Origin of the sequence: Amycolatopsis sp. NPDC051128 (assembly GCF_040682715.1) — a bacterium.
In the GTDB taxonomy this organism is placed as follows: domain Bacteria; phylum Actinomycetota; class Actinomycetes; order Mycobacteriales; family Pseudonocardiaceae; genus Amycolatopsis.
In genome coordinates this window covers 73,099-96,714 of sequence record NZ_JBFBBN010000035.1, presented here as the reverse complement: position 1 = coordinate 96,714, position 23,616 = coordinate 73,099, and the positions used below count along the sequence as shown (strand labels likewise).

At 71.7% G+C, this 23,616-nt stretch carries 15 protein-coding genes; 3 read left to right on the top strand and 12 right to left on the bottom strand.

Annotation, left to right across the window (positions count from 1 at the left end; translation table 11 throughout):
* Positions 1-14: 14 nt before the first annotated feature.
* The 11 genes from AB0M82_RS30275 to AB0M82_RS30225 all read right to left on the bottom strand — a co-directional run bounded on the left by AB0M82_RS30275 (position 15) and on the right by AB0M82_RS30225 (position 19,381).
* Positions 15-407, bottom strand: coding sequence for a hypothetical protein (locus AB0M82_RS30275; RefSeq protein ID WP_364728933.1), 393 nt, complete (start codon positions 405-407; stop codon positions 15-17).
* A 156-nt stretch (positions 408-563) separates the two neighbouring features.
* Positions 564-2,771 carry a 1,4-alpha-glucan branching protein GlgB gene (gene glgB / locus AB0M82_RS30270; RefSeq protein WP_364728930.1) on the bottom strand — a complete coding sequence of 736 codons (2,208 nt, stop codon included), beginning with the start codon at positions 2,769-2,771 and terminating at the stop codon, positions 564-566.
* Positions 2,768-4,147 carry a phosphotransferase gene (locus tag AB0M82_RS30265; protein WP_364728927.1) on the bottom strand — a complete coding sequence of 460 codons (1,380 nt, stop codon included), beginning with the start codon at positions 4,145-4,147 and terminating at the stop codon, positions 2,768-2,770. Before AB0M82_RS30265 ends, glgB begins: the two co-directional genes overlap by 4 nt.
* A 5-nt stretch (positions 4,148-4,152) precedes the next feature.
* On the bottom strand, positions 4,153-5,961 hold the full coding sequence (treS, locus tag AB0M82_RS30260; protein ID WP_364728924.1) for a maltose alpha-D-glucosyltransferase: 1,809 nt from the start codon (positions 5,959-5,961) through the stop codon (positions 4,153-4,155).
* Between the two features lie 40 nt (positions 5,962-6,001).
* On the bottom strand, positions 6,002-7,984 hold the full coding sequence (locus AB0M82_RS30255) for an alpha-1,4-glucan--maltose-1-phosphate maltosyltransferase (RefSeq protein WP_364728921.1): 1,983 nt from the start codon (positions 7,982-7,984) through the stop codon (positions 6,002-6,004).
* A gap of 349 nt (positions 7,985-8,333) precedes the next feature.
* Complete coding sequence (glgX, locus tag AB0M82_RS30250) at positions 8,334-10,481, bottom strand: glycogen debranching protein GlgX (protein WP_364728918.1); 2,148 nt, start codon at positions 10,479-10,481, stop codon at positions 8,334-8,336.
* 71 nt (positions 10,482-10,552) lie between these two features.
* Positions 10,553-12,268, bottom strand: a complete 1,716-nt coding sequence (gene treZ / locus AB0M82_RS30245) for a malto-oligosyltrehalose trehalohydrolase (RefSeq protein ID WP_364728915.1) — start codon at positions 12,266-12,268, stop codon at positions 10,553-10,555.
* Entirely contained in the window at positions 12,265-14,541 is a 2,277-nt protein-coding gene (gene treY, locus AB0M82_RS30240; RefSeq protein WP_364728912.1) for a malto-oligosyltrehalose synthase, read from the bottom strand. The genes treZ and treY overlap by 4 nt, the downstream gene beginning before the upstream one ends.
* Entirely contained in the window at positions 14,538-16,658 is a 2,121-nt protein-coding gene (gene glgX, locus AB0M82_RS30235; protein WP_364728909.1) for a glycogen debranching protein GlgX, read from the bottom strand. The genes treY and glgX (AB0M82_RS30235) overlap by 4 nt, the downstream gene beginning before the upstream one ends.
* A gap of 79 nt (positions 16,659-16,737) precedes the next feature.
* Positions 16,738-18,699: a 4-alpha-glucanotransferase gene (malQ, locus tag AB0M82_RS30230; protein ID WP_364728906.1), complete on the bottom strand. Its 1,962-nt coding sequence runs from the start codon at positions 18,697-18,699 to the stop codon at positions 16,738-16,740.
* A gap of 106 nt (positions 18,700-18,805) precedes the next feature.
* Positions 18,806-19,381: a hypothetical protein gene (locus tag AB0M82_RS30225; RefSeq protein WP_364728903.1), complete on the bottom strand. Its 576-nt coding sequence runs from the start codon at positions 19,379-19,381 to the stop codon at positions 18,806-18,808.
* 109 nt (positions 19,382-19,490) lie between these two features.
* On the opposite strand from AB0M82_RS30225, the gene AB0M82_RS30220 reads away from it, so the two are divergent.
* The 3 genes from AB0M82_RS30220 to AB0M82_RS30210 are packed head-to-tail and all read left to right on the top strand — an operon-like array spanning position 19,491 to position 22,828.
* Positions 19,491-20,660 (top strand): histidine kinase, encoded by a 1,170-nt coding sequence (locus tag AB0M82_RS30220; RefSeq protein ID WP_364728900.1) that lies wholly within the window; start codon positions 19,491-19,493, stop codon positions 20,658-20,660.
* Positions 20,657-21,310, top strand: a complete 654-nt coding sequence (locus AB0M82_RS30215; RefSeq protein WP_364728897.1) for a response regulator transcription factor — start codon at positions 20,657-20,659, stop codon at positions 21,308-21,310. Before AB0M82_RS30220 ends, AB0M82_RS30215 begins: the two co-directional genes overlap by 4 nt.
* A 45-nt stretch (positions 21,311-21,355) precedes the next feature.
* Entirely contained in the window at positions 21,356-22,828 is a 1,473-nt protein-coding gene (locus AB0M82_RS30210) for an amino acid permease (RefSeq protein ID WP_364728894.1), read from the top strand.
* Here the strand turns inward: AB0M82_RS30210 and AB0M82_RS30205 are convergent.
* Positions 22,806-23,588 (bottom strand): hypothetical protein, encoded by a 783-nt coding sequence (locus tag AB0M82_RS30205; RefSeq protein ID WP_364728891.1) that lies wholly within the window; start codon positions 23,586-23,588, stop codon positions 22,806-22,808. The two genes, AB0M82_RS30210 and AB0M82_RS30205, sit on opposite strands and share 23 nt — an antisense overlap.
* Positions 23,589-23,616: the final 28 nt, after the last annotated feature.

The window sequence follows — 23,616 nt, the reverse complement described above, 5'->3', positions numbered from 1 at the left end:
TGCGTCCGGACGGCTCAGGGCACGGCCAGCCCGCGCTCCCGCAGCGACTGTTCGACGCGCAGGCGTTCGATCTCGCGGTCCATCCCCTCGGGCAGCTCGGCGAGCCGGTGCGGCACGCCGACCTGGTGGCAGGCCTGGGTCAGCAGCTCGTCGTACGCCTGGCGCGTGCCGAACCGCCGCGCGGCGGGCGTGCCGGCCGGGTAGTCGACGAGCAGCCGGTGCACGCGCCGCAGGTCCGCGGCCACCCGTTCGATCGGCGGGCCCTGTGGCTGGGGCTTCGCGCGCTTCTCCCGGACCCACCGCACCACCGACGGGATGCGCAGCGCACACCAGAACAGCACCGTGGGGGTCACACAGACCACGGCGAACAAGACGAGGTTCCCGAGGACGCCTCCGGCGCCGTCCATGAAGTCATGGTAAGCCCGCCGGACCGCTCCGACGGAGCGATTTCCCACCCGCCTCGCGTGATCAGAAACGGAACTCGCGTGATCAGAGCCGGAACTCGCGTGAGTGGAGGCGGAACTCGCGAGTTCCGGCCTCAATCACGCGAGTTCCGGTTTCCATCACGTCAGATCGGGGTCCGGGGCGGTCTCTTCGAGGAGCCAGAGGACTCCGGCCGGGGGGAGCTGGAGGACCGCGGAGGCCGGCTGGCCGTGCCACGGTTCCTCCGTCGCCTCCACCCCACCGAGGTTGCCGACGCCCGAGCCGCCGTAGATCTCCGCGTCGGTGTTGACCACCTCGCGCCAGCGGCCCGCCGCGGGCAGGCCGACCCGGTAGTCGTGGTGCGGGACGCCGGCGAAGTTGGCCACGCAGGCCAGCCGGGAGCCGTCGGCGCCGAGGCGCAGGAAGCTCAGCACGTTGCCGCCGGAGTCGTTCGCGTCGATCCACGCGAAGCCGTCCGGTGACGTGTCCTGGCTGTACAACGCCGCCGTAGAACGGTACACGGAGTTCAGCGCCCGCAGCAGGTCCTGCACGCCGCGGTGCAGCGGCTCCTCCAGCAGGTGCCAGTCCAGTGACCGCTGCTCCGACCACTCCCCCTCCTGGCCGAACTCGCCACCCATGAACAGCAGCTGCTTGCCGGGGTGCGCCCACATGAACGCCAGCAACGAGCGCAGCCCGGCCGCCTTGTTCCAGGCGTCGCCCGGCATCCGGCCCCACAGGGATCCCTTGCCGTGCACCACTTCGTCGTGCGACAGCGGCAGCACGAAGTTCTCGCTCCACGCGTACACCAGCGAGAAGGTCATCTCGTTGTGGTGGTAGGCCCGGTGGATCGGCTCGTGCGACAGGTACCGGAGCGTGTCGTGCATCCAGCCCATGTTCCACTTGAAGCCGAACCCGAGCCCGCCGAGATGCGTCGGGCGCGTGACGCCCGGCCACGCCGTCGACTCCTCGGCCACCATCACGACACCCGGGTGTCGCTTGTAGACGGTCGCGTTCAGCTCCTGCAGGAACTTCACCGCGTCCAGGTTTTCGCGGCCGCCGTACTGGTTCGGCAGCCACTCCCCTTCCTTGCGGGAGTAGTCGAGGTAGAGCATCGACGCCACCGCGTCGACGCGCAGCCCGTCGAGGTGGAACTCCTCGATCCAGAACAGCGCATTGGCGACGAGGAAGTTGCGGACCTCGTTGCGGCCGAAGTCGAACACGAGCGTGCCCCAGTCGGGCTGCTCGCCGCGGCGCGGGTCCGCGTGCTCGTACAGCGCGGTGCCGTCGAACTTCGCCAGGGCCCAGCTGTCGCGCGGGAAGTGCGCGGGCACCCAGTCCACGAGCACGCCGATCCCCCGCTGGTGCAGGCGGTCGACGAAGTAGCGGAAGTCGTCCGGGGAGCCGAAGCGGGACGTCGGCGCGTAGTACGACGTCACCTGGTAGCCCCACGAGCCACCGAACGGGTGCTCCGACACCGGGAGCAGCTCCACGTGCGTGAAGCCGGTGTCGAGCACGTAGTCGCCGAGCTGGTCGGCCAGCTCGCGGTAGTCCAGGCCGGGCCGCCACGAGCCGAGGTGGACCTCGTAGACGCTCATCGGCGCCGCGGCCCACTGGGTCGCCTCACGAGTGGCGACCCACTCGTCGTCTTCCCAGACGTGCGCGGAGCCGGTGACGACCGACGCCGTCGCGGGCGGCTTCTCCGTCGCGAACGCCATCGGGTCGGCCTTCTCGTGCCAGTTGCCGTCGGCGCCGAGGATCCGGAACTTGTAGCAGGTGCCGACGCCGACGCCGGGCAGGAACAGCTCCCAGACCCCGGACGAGCCGAGCGAGCGCATCGGGTGCCCGCGCCCGTCCCAGCCGTTGAAGTCGCCGATCACGCGGACGCCGCGGGCGTTCGGCGCCCACACCGCGAACGACGTCCCCTCGACGACGCCGTTGGGCGTCTCGTACGACCGGATGCGCGCGCCGAGCACCTCCCAAAGCCGCTCGTGCCTGCCCTCGCCGATCAGGTGCAGGTCCAGCTCGCCGACCGTGGGCAGCCAGCGGTACGGGTCGTCGGCGGTGACGGAGTGCCCGTCGTACTCGACTTCCAGCCGGTAGTCGCCGGGGTGCTCCGGCACGGCGACGGCGAACAGGGCGTCGATCACCGGCTCCATCGGATACCGGTGCTCGCCGGCGCGCAGCGCGACGGCCTTGGCGCCGGGCAGCAGCGCCCGGGCCGCGAACCCGCTCCGCACCTGGTGCACGCCCAGCACCGAGTGCGGGTCGTGGTGGGACCCGGCCAGCAGCCGGTCGATGTCCGCGGCCGGCGGGGCCGCGGCCGGGAAGCCTTCCGGAACGGCGTTCACGGTGTCATCCCTCCGCTCGTGATCCGGGCGATCGAGGCGAGGGGCACGCCGAGCCAGTCGGGCCGGTTCGCGTGCTCGTAGCCCACCTCGTAGACCGCCTTGTCCAGTTCGAAGGCGCGCAGCAGCTCGCCCTGGTCGCGGGGGTCCGCCGCGACCGCGGCGTAGCCCTCGCAGAAGGCCGCCCGGTTCCGGTCCGACCACTCCATGGCGTGCTCGGCCAGCGCCGGGTCGTCCGGCTGGCCGACCAGCATCTGCTGGGCCGCGTAGTCGAACGACCTCAGCATGCCCGCGACGTCGCGCAACGGCGAGCGGAGCGCGTGGCGCTCCTCCACCGGGGCCGCGGGTTCGCCTTCGAAGTCGATCAGCAGCCAGCCGGTGACCGTCCGCAGCACCTGGCCGAGGTGCAGGTCGCCGTGGACGTACTGCATGGTCACCGAGTCGGTGGGCAGTGCGCGCAGCGTCTCGAACGCCGCCCGCAGCGCCGGGGCGTGCGGCGCGAGTTCCGGCACCCGCCCGGCGACCGCGTCGAGCCGCGACACCATGGCCTTCGTCGAGCGTTCCAGCTCGTCGGCGTCAACGGCCTCGGTGCCGAGAGCCTCGGCCAGGTCCGCATGCACCTCGGCGACGGCGCGCCCGAGCCGCTCGGCCTCGCCGGCGAAGTCGCCGCCGACCTCCTCGGGGTGCAGCTCCGGCGCGGCCATCAGGTCGCGGACGCTGGTGGTGGCCATCGCCCAGCCGTCGACCGCGTCCGGGATGAACTGCTGGAGCATGCCGACCGTGGTCGGCTCGCCGTCCAGGTCACCGGTGATCGAGCCGAGCAGCTGCGCGATGTGCTTGCTGCCGACCCCCTGTAGCGCGCGGTGCAGCAGCAGGTCCTTGTTCTTGCCGGGAGTGAGCTTGCGGAACAGCTTGAGGATGTACTGCCCGCCGTAGACCAGGGACGTGTTGCTCTGCTCCGACGTGATCGGCCGGGCGCGCAGGCCGGTCTCCAGCACGATGCCGGGCTCGTGCTCGAAGACGAGCGAGCCGACCTGGCCCTCGCGGGCCATCAGGTCCAGCAGCACGCCGGTGAGCTCCAGGTCCCCGGACGCCTCGTACGCGTTGAGGTCCCCGCCGGCGCCGATCCAGCTGGTCGAGGAGATCTCCGGCGGGTGCGTCCGCCTGCCCACCAGCAGCTGGTAGGGCTCGCGCCGGTCGTCCTGGGCGACTTCGAGGACCACGTGCAGCAGCTGCGGGTCGCCTTCGACCAGCTCGGTCACGCCGAGCGGCCGGACTCCGGTCACCGGCCGGTCCTTGCCGGCGAACCAGCGCTGCTCGGGCAGCCACCGCTTCAGGTCCTCGGCCAGGTCGTCGACCAGCACTCGCGGGTCGGACAAGGAACTCACCTCGTTTCGCCTTCGTCTCCCGGGCTCGTCAGCTGGAACCAGTAGAAGCCGTGCCCCGGCAGCGTCAGCAGGTACGACAGGTCCCCGATGCTGGGGAACCGCACCCCGCCGGTGAGCTCCACCGGCGTGCACCCGCGGTGCGCGGAAAGATCCAGCTCCACCGGCTGCGGAAACCGGGAGAGGTTGTTCACGCAGAGCACGACGTCCTCGCCGCCGTCCGGGCGCCGCCACTGGCGCTTGTAGGCCAGCACGCTCGGGTTGGACCCGCCGAGGTCGGTGAACTCGCCTTCGGCGAACGCGTGGTGCTGCTTGCGCACCTCGATCATCCGCCGGGTCCAGTTGAGCAGCGAGGAAGAGTTGTTCGACTGCGCCTCGACGTTCAGGCCCTGGTAGCCGTACACCGGGTCCATGATCACCGGCAGGTAGATCCGGCCCGGGTCGCACGAGGAGAACCCGGCGTTGCGGTCCGGCGTCCACTGCATCGGGGTGCGCACCGCGTCGCGGTCTCCGAGCCAGATGTTGTCTCCCATGCCGATCTCGTCACCGTAGTACAGAACGGGCGAGCCCGGGAGGGACAGCAGCATCGCGGTGAACAGCTCCTGCTGGTTGCGGTCGTTGTCCAGCAGCGGGGCCAGCCGGCGGCGGATGCCGATGTTGGCCTTCATGCGCGGGTCCTTGGCGTACTCCGTGTACATGTAGTCGCGTTCCTCGTCGGTGACCATCTCGAGGGTCAGCTCGTCGTGGTTGCGCAGGAAGATGCCCCACTGGGTGCCGCTGGGGATCCGCGGGGTCTGGGTGAGGATCTCCGAGATCGGGAACCGGGATTCGCGGCGCACCGCCATGAAGATCCGCGGCATCAGCGGGAAGTGGAAAGCCATGTGGCACTCGTCGCCGCCGACCTCCGGGTCGCCGAAGTACTCCACGACGTCCGACGGCCACTGGTTGGCCTCGGCCAGCAGGATCCGGCCCGGGTACTCGTCGTCGACGACCTTGCGGCAGCGCTTGAGGAACTCGTGCGTGCGCGGCAGGTTCTCGCAGTTGGTGCCCTCCTGCTCGAACAGGTACGGCACGGCGTCCAGCCGGAACCCGTCGATGCCCAGGTCGAGCCAGAACCGCAGGGTGTCGATCATCGCGTTCTGGACGTCGGGGTTCTCGAAGTTCAGGTCGGGCTGGTGGGAGAAGAACCGGTGCCAGTAGAACTGGCCGCGCACCGGGTCGTACGTCCAGTTCGACGTCTCGGTGTCGACGAAGATGATCCGCGCGTCGGCGTAGCGGGAGTCGTCGTCGCTCCACACGTAGTAGTCGCCGTACGGGCCGTCGGGGTCGCTGCGGGACTGCTGGAACCACGGGTGCGCGTCCGAGGTGTGGTTGAGCACCAGGTCGGTGATCACCCGGATGCCGCGGCGGTGCGCCTCGTTGAGCAGGAACACGAAGTCCTCGACGCTGCCGAACTCGGGCAGCACGGCGCGGAAGTCGCTGATGTCGTACCCGCCGTCGCGCAGCGGCGAGGCGTAGAACGGCGGCAGCCACAGGCAGTCGATGCCGAGCCAGGCCAGGTAGTCCAGCCGCCCGGCCAGGCCACGCAGGTCGCCGGTCCCGTCGCCGTTGGAGTCGGCGAACGCGCGCACCAGCACCTCGTAGAACACCGCGCCCTTGAACCACTCCGGGTTGCTCGGCGCCTGCTGTGCCGAGCGGAAGTCCCCGGCCTGGGGTTCCACGAGCATGCCGTCGGCGGTCATCGCCTCCCCGGTGTGCGGCACACCTTCCAGCCCCAGTGCCGCGTCGGGCCGGGCTTCTTCCGCCATGAGTTCCACCTCGTCCCTCAGGTTCCCTGTCCTTCCGCCCTCAGCCGGCCAGCCGGCGTCTCACCGACACGACGTGGGCCACCGCCCGCCAGGGTTCGAGCCGGACGAAGTTCGCCGGGCCCCAGTCCCAGGTGTCCCCGGTGACCTCGTCGTGGGCGATCAGCCGCTCGTGCGCCTCGAAGCCCAGCGCGCCGGTGTCGAGCCACAGGGTTCCTTCCTGCGGCCCGTACGGGTCGAGCGTGACGACGGTGACCACGGTGTCGCCGGTGGCCGGGTCCTGTTTGGAGTAGGCCAGCAGCGCGTCGTTGTCGACGTGGTGGAAGTGCAGGGTGCGCATCTGCTGCAGCGCGGGGTGCGCGCGGCGGACGGTGTTCAGCTTCGTCAGCCACGGCTCCAGCGAACGCCCTTCGGCGAGCGCGCGTTCGTAGTCGCGCGGGCGCAGCTGGTACTTCTCGGAGTCGAGGTACTCCTCGCTGCCCTCGCGGACCGGGACGTGCTCGAACAGCTCGTACCCCGAGTAGACGCCCCACGTCGGCGAGATCGTCGCCGCGAGCGCGGCCCGCAGCGCGAACATGCCCGGGCCGCCGCGCTGCAGCGACTCGTGGAGGATGTCCGGGGTGTTGACGAACAGGTTCGGCCGGCCTTCGTTCCAGTGGTCCCGCAGGTCGATCGCGAAGTCGATCAGCTCCTGCTTGGCGGTCCGCCAGGTGAAGTAGGTGTAGCTCTGGGTGAAGCCGAGCCGGGCCAGTCCCCACAGCCGCGCCGGGCGGGTGAACGCCTCGGCCAGGAAGAGCACGTCCGGATGGGCGTCCTTCACCGACTGGATCAGCCAGGCCCAGAAGTCCGGCGGCTTGGTGTGCGGGTTGTCGACCCGGAAGATCTTGACCCCGTGGTCGATCCAGACCGTGATGACCCGGAGCATCTCTTCGTAGATGGCCTTGGGGTCGTTGTCGAAGTTGATCGGGTAGATGTCCTGGTACTTCTTCGGCGGGTTCTCCGCGTACGCGATCGAGCCGTCCGGGCGGGTGGTGAAGAACTCGGGGTGCTTGAGCACCCACGGGTGGTCGGGCGCGGCCTGCAGCGCGAAGTCGAGCGCCACCTCCATGCCCAGCTCTTCGGTCCGGGCCACGAAGGCGTCGAAGTCGTCGAAGGTGCCGAGGTCCGGGTGGATGGCGTCGTGCCCGCCCTCGTCGGCGCCGATGGCCCACGGCGAACCGACGTCCTCCGGCTTGGCGTCGAGGGTGTTGTTGGGTCCCTTGCGGTTCACTCGTCCGATCGGGTGGATCGGCGGGAGGTAGACGACGTCGAAGCCCATCTTGGCGACCCGGTCGAGCGCGGCCGCGGCGGTGGCGAAGGTGCCGTGCACCGGCTTGCCCTCGGCGTCGAGCCCGCCGGTGGAGCGGGGGAACAGCTCGTACCAGGAGCCGTACGCGGCGCGCCTGCGGTCGACCCACACCTTGTGCGGTTTGCCCTTGGTGATCAGCTCCCGCACCGGGAACTCGTGCATGAGCTGGCGGATCTCGGGCGAGAGGGCCGGCCCGACGCGCTCGGCGAGGCCGCGTTCTTCGTCGCGCAGCGCCGTGACCGCACCGGTCAGGAGCGTTTTTTCGGCTCGGCGGTCGGGGCGGCGGGAGACGCGCTCCAGCAACCGGGCGCCGTTCTCGAGGTCGTTCGCGAGGTCCTCGGGCCCCTGCCCGGCGGCGACCTTCACTTCGACGTTGTGCTCCCACGTCGCCCAGGGATCACCCCACGCGTCGATCCGGAACGTCCACAGGCCGGTGGTGTCGGGGACGATCACGGCGGTGAACTCGTCCGGGTGATCGGACCCGCGCGGCGCCATCCGCGTCTGGCGCGCCATCCGGTCGTCCGGGCCACGCCACGCGACGGTGGCGGAGACCGCGTCGTGGCCTTCGCGCCAGACGGTCGCGGCGACCGGGATGTGTTCTCCCACAACCGCTTTGGCCGGGTACCGGCCACAGCTCACGCTGGGGGAGACGTCGTCGATGCCGAGCCGGCCGGTCATGGGCAACGCCCCTCGGTGTGTCGGTTGGACGCAGACGGCGACAGTCTGCCTGACCCGATCAAGCGCCCACGCGGCAGGGTTCTCTTCGCGGGTACCCAATCCGCTTCGGATGAAACGCTTTCCGCGCAACGAGTTCCGGCCGGATGTCCGGCAGGTTACGCCCGGGCGCCGTCCGGCGCCGGTCCGAACCGGACGACTCGCGTACCCGAACGGTCGGATCGCGTACCCAGCCGGTCGGTTCGCGTACACCGATGGACGACACGCGTACCCAGTTGGGCGACACCACGGCGCGGCTCGATCTTCGCCGTGTCGTCCGGCCGGGTACGCGAACCGGCCCGCCGGGTACGGGTCAGTGGCCTTCGGGGCGGGGGTCGGCGGCCAGGCGCGGGGCCCGCAGGAGGAGGAGCGAACGCGACCGCAGCGTCAGCCGGCTCTTGGCCTCCAGCGGGCCCGGGTGGGCCGGGCTGCCGTCCGCGGTGCTGGTGTCGAGCGTCGGCTTGAACGTCTCGCCGTACTCGCGGCCGGGCAGCACCACCTCGGCCGGCACGTCCCCGGCGTGCAGCCACAGCAGCCACGAGTGGTCGGGCACCAGCTCGCCCTCGCGGTTGCGGGCCTGGCTGTTCGACCCGTCGATCCACATGCCGAGCGTGTGGCGGTCCTCGAACCAGTCGTTCTCGCCGAACTCCTCGCCGTCCGGGCGGAACCAGATCAGGTCCGGCTTGCCGGTCGGCGTCGTCCGGCCCTCGAAGAACTCCGGCTGCCGCAGCGCGGGGCTGGAGGCGCGCAGCCGCACCACCCGGCGGGCGAAGGCGAGCATGGCCTCGGCCTCGGGGTCGTCCGGTGTCCAGTCGAACCAGGACGTCTCGTCGTCGAGGCAGTACGCGTTGTTGTTGCCGCGCTGGGTCCGCCAGAACTCGTCGCCCGCGGTGATCATCGGGGTGCCGGTGGACAGCAGCAGCGTCGCGAACAGGTTGCGCGCCTGCCGGGCCCGGAGCTCCCGGATCCCGTGGTCGGTGGTGTCGCCCTCCGCGCCGTGGTTCCACGAGCGGTTGTCGTTGCCGCCGTCGCGGTTGTCCTCGCCGTTGGCCTCGTTGTGCTTTTCGTTGTAGGACACCAGGTCCCGCAGCGTGAAGCCGTCGTGGGCGGTGACGAAGTTGATCGACTGCCACGGCCGTCGCAGGTTGTGGTCGTAGAGGTCGGACGAACCGGACAGCCGGTAGGCGAGGTCACGCACGCCGGTCGCGGTCCGCCAGAAGTCGCGGACGGTGTCGCGGTAGCGGCCGTTCCACTCCGCCCACTGGGCGCCGAAGTCGCCGACGCGGTAGCCCTCACCGGTCGCGTCCCACGGCTCGGCGATCAGCTTGCACTGCGAGAGCACCGGGTCGGCGGTGATCGCGGTGAGCATCGTCGAGTTGCGGTCGAACACGCCGCCGCGGGGCCGGCCGAGCGTGCTGGCGAGGTCGAACCGGAAGCCGTCGACGCCGAGCTCCTGCGTCCAGTACCGCAGCGAGTCGGTGACCAGCCGCACCACGGTCGGGGAGCCGGCCTCCAGGGTGTTGCCACAGCCGGTGATGTCGGCCATGTGACCACGCTCGGTGTGCAGGTAGTACACCGGCGCGTTCAGCCCGCGGAAGCTCAGCGTCGGCCCGTCCGGGCCGCCCTCGCAGGTGTGGTTGAACACGACGTCGAGGATGACCTCGATGCCGGCCGCGTGCAGGGCGGCCACCATCAGCCGGAACTCCTCGACCTCGTGGCCCGGCTCGCTGGCGTACGCGGCGTGCGGCGCGAAGAAGCCGAGCGGCGAGTAGCCCCAGTAGTTGTGCCGCCCGGCCCGGATCAGCGACGGCTCGTCGAGGAAGGAGTGCACCGGCAGCAGCTCCACCGACGTGACGCCGAGCCGGGTCAGGTACTCGATCGCCACCGGGTGGGCCAGGCCGAGGTAGGTGCCGCGCAGCGCCTCCGGGATGAACGGGTTCCGCTGGGTGAACCCCTTGACGTGCAGCTCGTAGACCACCGCCTCCTCGAACGGCACCTCCGGCTTGGCCCCGGTGTCCGGGCCGCCCGGCGAGGCGACCACCGACAGCGGCACACTGCCCAGGGAGTCCACTGTGGACATCGGGCCGCGCTCCGGGTCGCCGGTGAAGCCCTGTGCCGCGCGCAGGTCGGTGAGCCCGCCGGTGATCTGCCGGGCGTAGGGGTCGAGGAGCAGCTTGTGCGGGTTGCAGCGCAGGCCCCGGGCCGGGTCGTAGGGCCCGTGCACCCGGTAGCCGTATCGCTGCCCCGGCGTCACCCCCGGCACCAGGCCGTGCCAGACGCCGAAGGTGCGCTCGGTGAGCGCGATCCGGCGTTCGGACCCGTCGGCGTCGATCAGGCACAGCTCGACGGCGTCCGCGACGGCGGACGTGATCGCGAACCGCACCCCGCCGGCCTCCGGATGGGCACCGAGCGGGAAGGGGCGACCGGCGAGGACGTGGTCGGCGGAGGGTCGTGTGGCCATTCCTGAATCGTCCCAGATCGAAGGCGGTCCGTGCGCGGCGTGCCAGACGAGTTGTCCGGAGGCAACCGCCGTCAGGGTGTCGTTTCGGCCAGGACGAAGGTGTCCGGCGGCAGGTGCGCGGCCCCACCGTCCACCGTGGCCTCTCCCCAGGTGAGCAGCGTCACGGTCGCTCCGAGCGGCAACGTCACCACGCCGGGTCCGAAGTTGACGGCCAGCCGCAGGCCGCCGCGGCGCAACACGAGCCACGACCCGTCCGGCGCGGAGTCGACGCGCAGGTCCGCGACCCACGGGTCGGCCAGTGCGGGCTGTTCGCGGCGCAGCCGGATCAACGCACGGTAGAGCTCCAGCATCTCCCGGTGACCGGGCCGCTCGGCCTCCGCCCAGTCGAGCCGCGAACGTTCCACGGTGGCCGGGTCCATCGGGTCGGGGACGTCGGCTTCGCCCCAGCCGTGCCGGGCGAACTCGCGACGGCGGCCGGTGCGGACGGCCTCGGCCAGCTCCGGGTCCGGGAAGGAGGCGAAGAACTGCCACGGCGTGCTCGCCGCCCACTCCTCCCCCATGAACACCATCGGCGTGTACGGCGAGCAGAACAGGATGGCCGCGCCGCAGGCCAGCCGGCCCGGCGCGACCGTCGCCGACAGCCGGTCGCCGGTCGCGCGGTTGCCGATCTGGTCGTGGTTCTGCAGGTAGCCGAGGAACCGGTGGCCGGGCACGGTCCGGGTGTCCACCGGACGGCCGTGGGTCCGCTCGCGGAACGACGACCAGGTGCCGGCGTGGAAGAACACCTCGCGCAGCACCCGCTCGAGCGCGTCCGGCGCCGCGAAGTCGGTGTAGTAGCCGGACTTCTCCCCGGTGAGCTTGACGTGCAGGGCGTGGTGGAAGTCGTCCGACCACTGGGCGTGCAGGCCGTGCCCACCACGCTCGCGGGGCGTGACGAGCTTCGGGTCGTTGAGGTCGGACTCGGCGATCAACGTCAGCGGCCGGTTCAGCGCCGCCGACAGCGCGTCGACCTCGGTGGCGAGCTGTTCGAGCAGGTGGACGGCGCGCCGGTCGAGCAACGCGTGCACGGCGTCCAGGCGCAGCGCGTCGACGTGGAAGTCGCGCAACCAGCTGAGCGCGTTGTCGACGACGTACCGGCGGACCTCGTCGGAGCCGGGGCCGTCGAGGTTCAGGCCCGGTCCCCAGTCGTTCTGCCCGGCGAAGTACGGCCCGAACCGGTCGAGGTAGGCCCCCGACGGCCCGAGGTGGTTGTAGACGACGTCGAGCACCACGGCCAGGCCGCGCGCGTGGGCCGCGTCCACGAACCGCTTGAGCCCGTCCGGCCCGCCGTAGGGCTCGTGGACCGCGCCCCAGAGGACGCCGTCGTAGCCCCAGCCCGCGGTGCCGTCGAAGGCGTTGACCGGCAGCAGCTCGACGTGCGTGATCCCGAGGTCGACGAGGTGGCCGAGCCGCTCGATCGCCGCGTCGAAGGTGCCACCCTCGGTGAACGTGCCGACGTGCAGCTCGTAGACGACGCCGCCCGCGAGCTGCCGCCCGTGCCAGGCGTCGTCGGTCCAGTCGAACTCGGCGTGGTCGTAGACCCGCGAAAGCTCGTGGACGCCGTGCGGCTGCCACCGCGACCTCGGGTCGGGCAGCGGCTCGTCCGAGCCGTCCAGGAGGAAGCCGTAGTCGACGCCGTCGGCCTCGGCGTGCCACCAGCCGCCCTCGCCGGCGGTCATCTCGTGCACGCCGGCGTCGGCCTGGACGCGGACCCGCTCGGCGGACGGGGCCCACACGCTGAACCTCATGCGTCTCCTCGCACCAGCAACGCGACGGGATAGCGGTCGAACAGAGTGGCCGGCTCCTGGCTCGCTTCACGGCCGGTCAGGACGTCGGTCCAGCGGCCGTCCGGCAACGGCAGCACGGTGTCGCGCCAGCCACCGGCGGCCGCGAGGCCCACCGGCAGCCGGGTCACCGCGACCGCCAGGTCCGGCGTCCGCGTGAAGCTCAGGCAGTGCTCCGCCGCGGCCCCTTCGGCGCGCAACGGCCGGTAACCACGGAACAGCGCGGGGTGCTCCTGGCGCAGCTTCAGCGCCTTGTGCACCACCAGCAGCTTCGCCGCGCCCGACGCGTCGATCTCCGGCAGTTCGCCGTCGGCGATCCGCGCCAGGATCTCGCGGCGGGCCGCGTAGTCCACCGGGCGGCGGTTGTCCGGGTCGACCAGCGAGAAGTCCCACAGCTCGGTGCCCTGGTAGACGTCCGGGACGCCGGGCGCGGTCAGCTGCACCAGCTTCTGGCCGAGCGAGTTGACGTAGCCGGGCCCGGTGATCCGGCCGACGAACGTTTCGATCTCCGAAACCAGTTCGGCGTCGCCCATGACGTCTTCGGGCCAGGCGGCGACGTCGGCCTCGAACGCCTCGTCGTGGCTGGTCCAGCTGGTCCGGAGCTTGGCCTCCTTGGCCGCCTTGTCCAGGTAGTCCCGCAACCGGGCCGGCTCGATCGGCCAGGTCGCGACCAGCGTCTGCCAGGCCAGGAGGTTCAGCGACGGCTCGTCGATCCCGCGTCGCGCGGTCCACCGCCGGACCGCGTCGGCGAACTCGCCGGGCAGCTCGGCCAGCACCGCCATCCGGGCGCGGGTGTCCTCGGACCGCTTGGTGTCGTGCGTGGTCAGCGTCGTCATCGAGGCCGGGTGCCCGGCTTCGCGCCCGGCCGCCAGCCGGTGGAACTCCTCGACGCCGAGGCCGAACCGGTCCGGGTTGCCGCCGACCTCGTTGAGCGCGGCGAAGCGGGTGTAGCGGTAGAACGTCGTGTCCTCGGTGCCCTTGGCCACGACCATGCCGGACGTCTGCTGGATCCGGGTGGCCAGCTCGCCGCCGGGGTCCCGGCGCACGAAGGCGTCGAGGCGGAGCAGCGCGTCGGCGAGGTCGGGCCGGGCCTGCCGGGCCCCGGCGATCGCGGCCGCCCAGTGGGCCCCGCCCTCGGGGAGGTAGGACCGGTAGACGGGGAAGGCGATCATCGTTTCGGCCACCGCCTGCCGGGCCGCTTCCGGGTCGACGTCGGGCAGCAGCGCCGCGATCCGCCGGACCTCGGCCACCAGGATGCGGTCGGTGACCAGGCGCCGGGCCTCGGCCTCGACGCGGTGGTAGCCGGTCTTCACGCCCAGTTCGGTGGCGAGTTCGGTGAAGCCGGGTTCGCCCGCCGGGTCGACGAAGACGCCGGCGATCTCGCGCAGCGCATCGTAGCCGGTGGTGCCGTCGACCGGCCAGCTCTGCGGCAGCGGCTCCCCCGGGTGCAGGATCTTCTCCGCCACGATCCACGCGCCGGGCGCGTTCTCCCGCAGCCGCCGGAAGTAACCGCCCGGGTCGGCGAGCCCGTCCGGGTGGTCGACGCGCAGGCCGGTGACGTCGCCGTCGGCGACCCAGCGCAGCACCTCGCCGTGCGTCTCCGCGAACACCGTGGGGTCCTCGACGCGGACCGCGGCCAGGTTCGTGATGTCGAAGAACCGGCGGTAGGTCAGCTCCGCGTTGCCGCGGCGCCAGCCGACCAGGCGGTAGTGCTGGCGCTCGTGGACCTCCTGCGGCGTCCCGTCTTCCGTGCCCGGCGCCAGCGGGAAGCGGTGGTCGTAGTAGGCGAGCTCGTCGCCGTCGACGGTCAGCTCGGCGACCGCGTCGTCGTCACCGAGCACCGGCAGCAGGAGCGGGCCGCGGTCCCAGTCGACGTCGAAGAACGAGGCGGACGCGGCGTCGCGGCCGTGCTTGAGCACGTCCCACCACCAGCGGTTCGCCTTCGGCACCTCGACCGACATGTGGTTCGGCACGATGTCGACGACCAGGCCGAGCCCGGCCTCCTTCAGCTTTTTCGAGAGATTCCGGCGCGCTTCCTCGCCGCCCAGCTCGGGCCGCGCGCGCGTCGGGTCGACGACGTCGTAGCCGTGGGTCGAGCCCGGCACCGCGTCCAGCACCGGCGACGCGTAGAGCGCGCCGATGCCCAGGTCACGCAGGTAGCCGGCGATCTCCGCGGCGTCACTGAAGGTGAACTCCGGGCGCAGCTGCACCCGGTACGTCGACTCCGGCACCGTCATTCGGGCTCCGTCCGCTGCAGCACGATCAGGGACCGGGCGGGAAGGGTGAACTGGCCACCGCCTTCGATCGGCTTCGCCTCGGCGGGCTCCACCTCGCCGGTCGCGGTGTCGACCACGACGGTCCAGCTCTGGCCGTACCCGTTGCCCGGCAACGTGGTGTCGATGTCCTCGTGATGCGCGTTGAAGGCGAGCAGGAACGAGTCGTCCTCGACCGCCATCCCACGCTGGTCGAGATCCGGGATCGCCTTGCCGTTGAGGAAGACCACGACCGCCTTGCCGAAGGCGTCGTCCCAGTTCTGCTCGGTCATCTCCTCGCCGGCCGGGGTGAACCAGGCGATGTCGCCCAGACTGTCGCCCTTGCCGACCGGGCCGCCGTGGAAGAACCGCCGGCGGCGGAACACCGGGTGCCGTCGCCGGAGCGCGGTCAGCCCGGCGGTGAACTGCACCAGGCCGGCGTTGTCCTTCGCCAGATCCCAATCCATCCAGGACAGTTCGGAGTCCTGGCAGTAGACGTTGTTGTTGCCCTGCTGGGTCCGGCCGAGCTCGTCACCGTGCAGGATCATCGGCACGCCTTGGGACAGCATCAGCGTGGCCAGCATGTTGCGCTGCTGCCGGGCGCGCAGCGCCAGCACCTCCGGGTCGTCGGTCTCGCCCTCGACACCGCAGTTCCACGACCGGTTGTCGTCGGCGCCGTCGCGGCTGCCCTCGCCGTTGGCCTCGTTGTGCTTTTCGTTGTAGGACACCAGGTCCCGCAGCGTGAAGCCGTCGTGCGCGGTGACGAAGTTGATCGACGCGAACGGGCGGCGGCCGTCGTCCTGGTAGAGGTCCGACGAGCCGGTGATCCGCGACGCGAACTCGCCCAGCGTCGAGGGCTCGCCCCGCCAGAAGTCCCGGACGGTGTCGCGGAACTGCCCGTTCCACTCCGTCCACAGCGGCGGGAAGTTGCCGACCTGGTAGCCACCGGGGCCGACGTCCCACGGCTCGGCGATCAGCTTCACCTGGCTCACGATCGGGTCCTGCTGCACGAGGTCGAAGAACGTCGACAGCCGGTCGACGTCGTAGAACTCGCGCGCCAGCGCCGAAGCGAGGTCGAACCGGAAGCCGTCGACGTGCATCTCGGTCACCCAGTAGCGCAGCGAATCCATGATCAGCTGCAGGGTGTGCGGGTTGCGCACGTTCAGCGAGTTCCCGGTGCCGGTGTAGTCCATGTAGTACTCGGGTTCCCCCTCGACCAGGCGGTAGTAGGCCTCGTTGTCGATGCCGCGCATCGACAGCGTGGGCCCGAGGTGGTTGCCCTCCGCGGTGTGGTTGTAAACCACGTCGAGGATCACTTCGATGCCGGCCTCGTGGTAGGCCTTCACCATGCCCTTGAACTCCTGGACCTGGCCGCCCTCGCCGGGCATCGCGGCGTAGGAGTCGTGCGGCGCGAAGTAGCCGATCGTGTTGTAGCCCCAGTAGTTCGTCAGGCCCTTCTCCGCCAGGCCGTGGTCGGTGACGAACTGGTGCACCGGCAGCAGTTCCACCGCCGTCACGCCGATCTTCTGCAGGTGCTCGACGACGGAGGGGTGCGCGAGACCGGCATAGGTGCCCCGCAGCGCCTGGGGCACGAACGGGTGATTCACGGTCATGCCCTTGACATGCGCCTCGTAGATGACCGTCTCGTTGTACGGCCGCTTGGGCGGACGGTCGTTGCCCCAGGCGAAGAACGGGTTCGCCACCAGCGAGTACGGCACCCGGCCCGCCGAGTCGTGGTCGTTGCGCACGTCCGGGTTGCCGAACCGGTAGCCGAACAGCGACTCGTCCCACTTCACGCCGTGCGAGACGGCCTTCGCGTACGGGTCGATGAGCAGCTTGTTCGGGTTGCAGCGCAGGCCGCGCCTCGGGTCGTACGGGCCGTGCACCCGGAACCCGTACCGCTGCCCGGGCCCGACGTTGAGCAGGTAGCCGTGGTGAACGAAGCCGTCCACCTCTTCGAGCGCGTGCCGCGTTTCCGCGCCGTCGGCGTCGAACAGGCACAGTTCGACCCGCTCGGCGACTTCGGAGAACAGGGCGAAGTTCGTCCCCACTCCGTCGTAGGTCGCGCCGAGCGGGTAGGGCGTTCCTGGCCAGGGCCGCACTGGTTTCTCCTCGAGCTTGGGTCGTGCCGGGGCGTCCGCGGACGCGTGTCACCGGGGGTCGTGCGCCACGGGGTGGTCGTTACTCCAGCAGCGGACGGGCCACCGCCAGCGGCGCGACCGCGGCACGGACCCCCTTCGCGGTGAAGAAGCCGTCGACGCTGACGGGAAGGCGAATCCGCCAGTTAGGGTACTGGTCGATCGTTCCGGGCAGATTCGGCTGCCGCACCTGGCCCGCCACGTCCGCCGGCGACGTCAGCACCAGCCGCGAGGCGGCCGACGCCAGCAGCGTGTGCAGCGCGACGACCGGGTCGTCGTCCGGAATCCCTTCCCGCGCAACGAGTTCGAACAGGGCCTCGCGTTCGCCGGCGGCCGCTTCCGCTTCCGCTTCGACGCCGCGGTCCAGCAGCCCCAGCTCGGCGCGGACCCGGACGTGCTCGCCGGCCAGCCAGCCGGAAACCGTCGGCAGGTCGTGCGTCGAGATGCTGGCCATGGCGTCCGGGTCCCATTCGCGGGGGCGCGTGAACGGCTTGCCCGGCGCGTCCCAGTCGCGTTCGAACCACAGCACGGCCGAGCTGAGCATGCCGCGTTCGTGCATGGTCTCGGTGACGGTCTCCTCGACGGTGCCGAGGTCCTCCCCCACGACCACCGCGCCGGCGCGGTGCGCCTCGAGCGCGAGCACGCCGACCATCGCTTCGGCGTCGTAGTGGACGTACGTGCCGCGGTGCGCGGGCTCGCCCGGCGGGATCCACCACAGCCGCCAGAGCCCGGCGATGTGGTCGACCCGGATGCCGTCGGCGTAGCGCAGCACCCCGCGGATGACGTCCCGGAACGGCGCGTACCCGGCCTCGGCCAGCTTGTCCGGCCGCCACGGCGGCAGGTTCCAGTCCTGCCCCTGCTGGTTGAACGCGTCCGGCGGCGCGCCCACCCGCACGTCGGCCGCGAAGACGTCCCGCACCGCCCACGTGTCGGCCCCGCCGGGGTGCACCCCGACCGGCAGGTCGTGCACGATCCCGACGGTCATCCCGGCCTCGCGCGCCGCCCGGCGGGCGGCCGCCAGCTGCACCCGGCAGAGGTGCTGCAGCCAAGCGTGGAACCCGACGCGCTCCTTCAGTTCCTGCCGGGCCTTTTCCACCTCGGGGCCGGCCGGGTCGCGCAGCTCCTCAGGCCAGTCCCGCCAGTCCGCGCCGTGCCGCTCGGCGAGGGCGCAGAACAGCGCGAAGGCGGCCAGGTCGTCGTCGTCGGGCACCTCCTCCACCCGGTGGGGCCACAGCAGTTCGAGCGCGGCGTGCTTCGCCGTCCACACCGCGTCGTAGTCGATGAGGTCGCCCTCCCGGTCCGGCGCCAGCGACCGCACCGCGTCCTGGGTCGCGGCGCCGGCCTCGGCGAACGTCTCGGTCGCCGTGACGCGCAGGTAGACCGGGTTGGCGAACCGACGGCTCGCCGGCGAGTACGGCGAGCGCTCCACCGGGTGGGCGGGGCTGATCGCCTGGACCGGGTTGACCAGCAGGACGCCGGCGCCGAGCTCGGCGGCCGACCGGGCGGCGAAGGTCGCCAGGTCGGCGTAGTCGCCGATGCCCCAGGAGCCGGCCGAGTGCAGGGCGTAGAGCTGCAGCATCCATCCCCACGCGGGCCGGACCTCCGGCAGCTTCGCCGGCACCACGGCGAGCACGACGTCCTGGTCGGCGGTGACCACCCGGTGCCAGCCCAGCGGCAGGTCCGCCGGCAGCTCGCCCTCGGCCCGCCGCCGCGTCCCGTCCTCGAGCACGACCTCGGCGTCGACCCCCAGCCGCCGTCCGGTGCCTTCCCGCACGACGATCGCCGGCGGCAGCACGGCCGCGGACCGGGCTTCGCGCGCGGCCGTCAGCGCCGCGGCGATGGCCTCCTCACCGGTGGCGTCGACACCGAACTGTCCCAGGACGGCCACGACGACGTCATCGGCCACGTCGACCCAGACCTGGTCGGCGTTCTCGTACCGGGTGGCGACGCCGTGGAGGTCGGCGAGCTCGTGCAGGGGACGGCGGGCGGGGATCTCGGCGGACACGGGACCAGCATTCCGGTGCCCGGCCGTTCGCGCCATCCGCGCGCGAAGACGTCACTCGCGAAGCTCTCCCGCACCCGGCACGCGGAGCGGAATCCGATCGGCTCGGTCATGTCCGCGCCTCCTCGCGGTCGCCGGACAGCGCCTCCCAGACCGGGCCGGTGAACAGCCAGATCACCGACACGGTGCCCAGCCGCGGGAACCAGGCCCACAGCGGCGCCACCTGCTCCGGTGTGCCGATCGCGAAGATCGCGATCAGCAGGACCACCGCCGCCAGCCCGCAGGCCAGCAGGCACTTTCCGAACTCCCGCCATTCGTGGCGCAGCCTCGCCCGCCCCCGCCGCTTCGGCGGTGGTGGCGGCCCGCCGGCGAACCGGTGCGCGAACCGCCCGTCGGCCCACCGGACCATGCCCGGCCCGAACACGACGCTGAAGCCCAGGTAGACGGCGGCGAGTCCGTGGGTGAAGTTCGCCTTCGCCCCGCCTGCCAGGTCGAGCACGGTCGCCACCAGCACCACGACGTCGATCAGCGGAACCATGGCGAGCAGCACGACCGACGTCCGCCGGGCGCGCAGCACGTACCGCACGGCCAGCCCGGCCGCGATGACCACCCAGAACCCGACCTCGCCCGCCGCGATCACGGCGGCCATCGGGTTCTCCGCGAAGAACTTTCCGATCTCGTCCACGCCTCCACCCTCGCCCGGGCGCCGCCCCGGGCGCGTCGGCGAAAGGCACGACCGGGCGTCATCACTTCGTAGGACGCGGACCGGTCACCCCATGTGCTCAGATGGTCACATGCCCCTCCCGCGCCTGCGATCGCTCCCGGTGTGGCAGCAAGACGCCCTGATCGCGCTGACCACCTGGCTGATCGGCTTCCTCGGCTACGCTGCCGGCATCCACCGGCTCCTCACGGCGTACGACCACGCGCCGCTGTGGGTACGCCTGCTCGAGCTGACCGCGCTGTGCGGGCTGGAACTGTTCCGCCGGTGGGTGCCGGGAGCGCTGCTGCTGGCCACGGCGGTGCTGGCCGTCGACATTCTGCTCAGCCCGTCGCTGCCGGTGGTGATCATCTACACCGACTTCCTGTACGCGGCGACGCTGTACGGCTCCCGGCGCACGAGCCGGGTGATGATCGGCGTCGCCGCGCTGTCGGTGGCGGCCGTGTTCGCCGCGGTGCTGCTGCTCGCGCAGCAGTGGCGCACGGCGGTGCTGGCCGCGGTGAGCGTGCTGCCGTTCGTCCTCACGCCGGTGTGGTGGGCGGCGAACCTCCGGCAGCAGCGCGACATCGCCGAGACCGAGCGCGCGAACGCCGAGCAGCTGGCGAAGATCGCGCAGCTGGACCGCCGGGCCGCGGTGGCCGCCGAGCGCGGGCGGATGGCGCGTGACCTGCACGACGTGATCGCCGGGCACCTTTCGGCCATCGCGATCCAGTCGGAGGCGGCGCTGTCGATGCCCGATCCGAAACTGGCGAAGACGGTACTGGAGTCGGTGCGGGAAAACAGTGTCAGCGCGTTGGAGGAGATGCGCGCCATGATCGGGCTGCTCAAGGCCGAGGGCGGTGAGGCGGAGACGACCGCGCCGGCCCGGCTGGCGGAACTGGCCAAGCTGGTGGACTCGGCGCGGGCGAGCGGGCTGGAGGTGCACGTCGGGTCCACTGTGGACGCCGGCGTGGCGTTGCCCGCGGCGGTCGACCTGACGGCGTACCGGATCGCGCAGGAGGCACTGACCAACGCGGTCAAGCACGCCCCCGGCGGCCAGGTCGACGTGGACGTCCGCTACCTCGACGGCGTCCTCGCGGTCGAGGTGCGCAACGACGTCCACCACCCGCCCCGCGACCCCGCCGACGGCGCCGGCCTGCTGAACATGCGCGAACGCGCGGACGCGGTGGGCGGCAGGCTGACCGCCGGCCCGGCCGGGGACGGCTGGCTGGTCCGCGCGGAGCTGCCGGTGGGCGGCAGCCGATGACCGTCCGGGTCCTCATCGCCGACGACCACAGTGCCATCCGGTTCGGCCTGACCACCATCCTCGGCAACGCCGAGGGCATCGAGGTGGTCGGCGAGGCCGCCGACGGCGCCGCCGCGGTGCGGCAGGCCCGGGCGCTGCGGCCGGACGTCACCCTGATGGACGTCCGGATGCCGGGCACCGACGGCATCACCGCCACCCGCGAGCTGGTCGCCGAAGGGCTTTCGCAGGTGCTCGTGCTGACCACGTTCGACCTCGAGGAGTACGTGTACGGCGCGCTGCGGGCCGGGGCCGCCGGGTTCCTGATCAAGTCGGTCGAAGCGTCCCGGCTGATCGAGGCCGTGAAGCTCGTCGCGGCCGGGGAAGGCGTGCTCGCCCCGCAGATCACCCGGCGGCTGATCACCGCCTTCGCCGCCGCCACGCCGGAGCCGGCGCCCGTCCCGCACGGCCTCGCGGACCTCACCGACCGGGAACGGGAGGTGCTCGGCTGCCTCGGCGACGGCCTCTCGAACGCCCAGATCGCCACCCGGCTGCTCATCGGCGAGACCACCGTCAAGACGCACGTCTCCCGCGTGCTGGCCAAGCTGGACCTGCGCTCCCGCGTGCAGGCCGCGATCCTCGCCCAGGAGAACGGCCTGGCCGGGGAAAGCTGACCCGGCCGTTCTGCGGGACCGCCCGTGACCTTTTAGCTTCTCCTCATGGGTGAGCGGAGAACGTTGAACGTCGACGAGGTCCTGAAACGCCAGGACTCCGGTGAGCTCAAGCGGCGGCTGCGCGGACGCGACCTGGTCGGGTTCGGCGTCGGGATCATCATCGGCACCGGCATCTTCACCCTCGCGGGCGTCGAGGCGAAGACGCACGCCGGGCCTTCGGTGACGTTGTCGTTCGTGCTCGGCGCGGTCGTCGCCGGGCTCGCGGCGCTGTGCTACGCCGAGCTCGCCTCCAGCGTGCCGACGGCGGGAAGCGCTTACACCTATGCCTTCGCCACCCTCGGCGAAGTGTTCGCCTGGATCATCGGCTGGGACCTGCTGCTGGAGTTCGCGCTCGGCGCCGCCGTGGTCTCGCGCGGCTGGTCGGGGTACCTGGCGAACCTGCTCGGGCTGGCGCCGGAGTGGTTCGGCGAAGACGCGAAGGTCAATGTCGGCGCGGTGCTCGTCATCGCCGCGCTGACCGTGGTCGCCGTGCTGGGCATCAAGGAGTCGGCCTGGCTGACGAACCTGCTGGTGTGCGTGAAGGTCGGGGTCTGCGTGCTGGTGCTCGCGGTCGGCCTGTTCTTCGTCCGGGGCGCCAACCTGACGCCGTTCGTCCCGCCGGCGCAGGCGCCCGAAGCCGGGGCGACCGTGCTGGAGCAACCGGTGGTCCAGGCCGCGCTGGGCCTCGAACAGTCGGTGTACGGCCTGGCCGGGATGGTCACCGCCGCCGCCGTGGTCTTCTTCGCCTACACCGGCTTCGAAGCCCTCGCGAACCTCGGCGAGGAGACGCTGAACCCGCGCAAGGACCTCCGGGTCGGCATCCTCGGCGCGCTGGGCCTGTGCGCGGTGCTCTACATCGGCGTGTCGATCGTGCTGACCGGCATGATCCCGTTCACCGACATCGACACGGGCGCGCCGCTGGCCGACGCGTTCGACCGGGTCGGCCAGCACTGGGTGGGCGCGCTGATCTCGCTCGGCGCGGTGACCGGGCTGACGTCGGTGATGATGGTCGAGCTGGTCACGATCGGCCGGATCGGCTTCGCGATGGGCCGGGACGGCCTGCTGCCGAAGGCGCTCGGCACCGCGCACCCGCGCTGGGGCACCCCGCACCGGATGACGATCGGCGGCGCGGCGCTCATCGCCGTGCTGGCCGCGTTCGTCCCGATCTCCGAGCTGGCCGACATGGTGAGCATCGGCGCGCTGTCGGCGATGATCATCGTGGCGGTGGCGGTCCCGGTGCTGCGCCGCCGCCGTCCCGACCTGGAGCGGCCGTTCAGCGTGCCGTTCTCGCCGGTCGTCCCGGTGCTGGCCGCGCTGGCGTGCCTGTACCTGATGCTCAACCTCAACGTGCTCACGTGGATCCGCTTCGCCGTGTGGCTGGCGATCGGCCTGGTGATCTACTTCGCCTACGGCCGTCGCCACTCCCGCTTCGCGACCGGAGAAGCGAAGGCGGCGGTCAGTCCCAAAAGGACGGAGTGAGCCCGGCGACGCGGGCCGCCTCGCGGGTCACGCCGGCCTGGTCCGCGTCGACGACCACCAGCACGCCGAGGCCGGCCAGGGCCGCCGTCACCCATTCGACGGGCTGGTCGTGAATCCCGTTGTCCCCCAACGACGGGTAAGTGTCCACAACGGACAAGAGGGTGCCCTCGGCGCCGATGCGGATGCCCGCCAGGAGTACGAAGTGGCCGCCCGGCGGACGCCATCGGGACGTCCACAGTGGCGGGATGCCGGTGTCGAGGTAGTCGAGCAGCGCGCGCTCCGGGGTGTCGTGGGCGCCGAGCTCGGCGCCGTCGATCCGGGCGATCACCGCGACGCGCGGCACGTCCCACAGCCCCATCAGCAGGTCGAAGAGCGACTCGGTGGTCCACTCCCCCGTCACCGGCACGGCCACGAGCGCGCCGCGCGACAGCGAACCGACGGCCGCCGCCAGCCCGGAGACCCGGGTCCCCGCCGCGGCTGGGTCGTCGACGGACGGCAGCGGCAGCCGGAAGCCGGCCCGGCCCGCCTCGCCTGCCGGGCGCACGACCGGCCCGCGGCCGGTACCCGCGGCCGCCGCGACGGCGTCCTGGTCGGGCACGTCGAGCCCGGCCGCCCGCAGCGCCGCGAGCCCGCAGAACGCGGCGGCCAGGCCGTCCTTCTGGGGCAGCTCCGCCTGGGCCACCGCGGCCAGCCGGGCCCCGCCCGGCAGCCACCGCACCCCGGACAGGTCGAGCTGCCCGCCGTCGATCCCCGAAGACATCGGTCCCCTCAAGTGGCTTCCCGGAACC